The organism is Collinsella sp. 4_8_47FAA (assembly GCF_000763055.1).
Classification (GTDB): Bacteria; Actinomycetota; Coriobacteriia; order Coriobacteriales; family Coriobacteriaceae; genus Collinsella.
This window is the reverse complement of record NZ_KN214164.1, coordinates 1-644: the sequence shown is the minus strand read 5'-3', so window position 1 is coordinate 644 and position 644 is coordinate 1. Positions and strand designations below refer to the sequence as shown.

General features: G+C 70.8%; 1 protein-coding gene. It reads right to left on the bottom strand.

All coding sequences use genetic code 11. The annotated features are described in order from the left end of the window. Window positions 1-455, bottom strand: a 455-nt coding sequence (locus HMPREF9463_RS10585) for a MobA/MobL family protein (RefSeq protein WP_198019980.1), incomplete at its 3' end; no start/stop codon positions are given. Window positions 456-644 lie beyond the last annotated feature (189 nt).

Sequence of the window (644 nt, the reverse complement as noted above, 5' to 3'; positions counted from 1 at the left end):
TTGGTCCTCTGGATGAAGCCTTGAGCGCCAAGGTCGAGCGCGGAGACGAGGACGTGAGCGTGGGGGTTCCCGCCGCGGCCGTCATCATGTATCGCCCAGTCGCACGCCTTCGCGGGGAACATCCCGCAGAAGTCGCGCACGCAGGCGCGGCGGCCGTCGGCATCGAGCTCGATCGGCAACGCAAACTCATAGCGCAGCGCGACGAGCTCGTTTCCGCCGCCGCCCTCGGCCCATGCCCGCTCGGCCCCGTTCCAGAGCTCGCCGCGCCCGATGGGCGGCACGCCACCGGGCAGAGACAGACCCTCCTCGACGACGCGTTCCTTCCTGGCATAGTCGCAGACCTGCCCCGTCCGCTCTTCCACAAGCGCCTGGCCCGACTGGTACGCGGCCTTCCTGACCGCGCCCGCCCCGGTGGCGGGCGAGCAGCCGCGGTAGTTCAGATGGAAGATGGCCATGCGAGTTCCTTTCAGGCAAGGGGCGCAGATGCGCCCCGCGCAGCGGCGCGGAGTGCCGTGAGCCGCGGTCGGCGAACGGTGCCCGCAGCGCGGAGTGCAAGGGAGCGCAGCGACCGCGCAGCCCGACACCGTAGACGTGAGCCGTCTCAGGCGAACGGCTTCGGGGTCGGGCGTAGGGCCGTCTGCCAA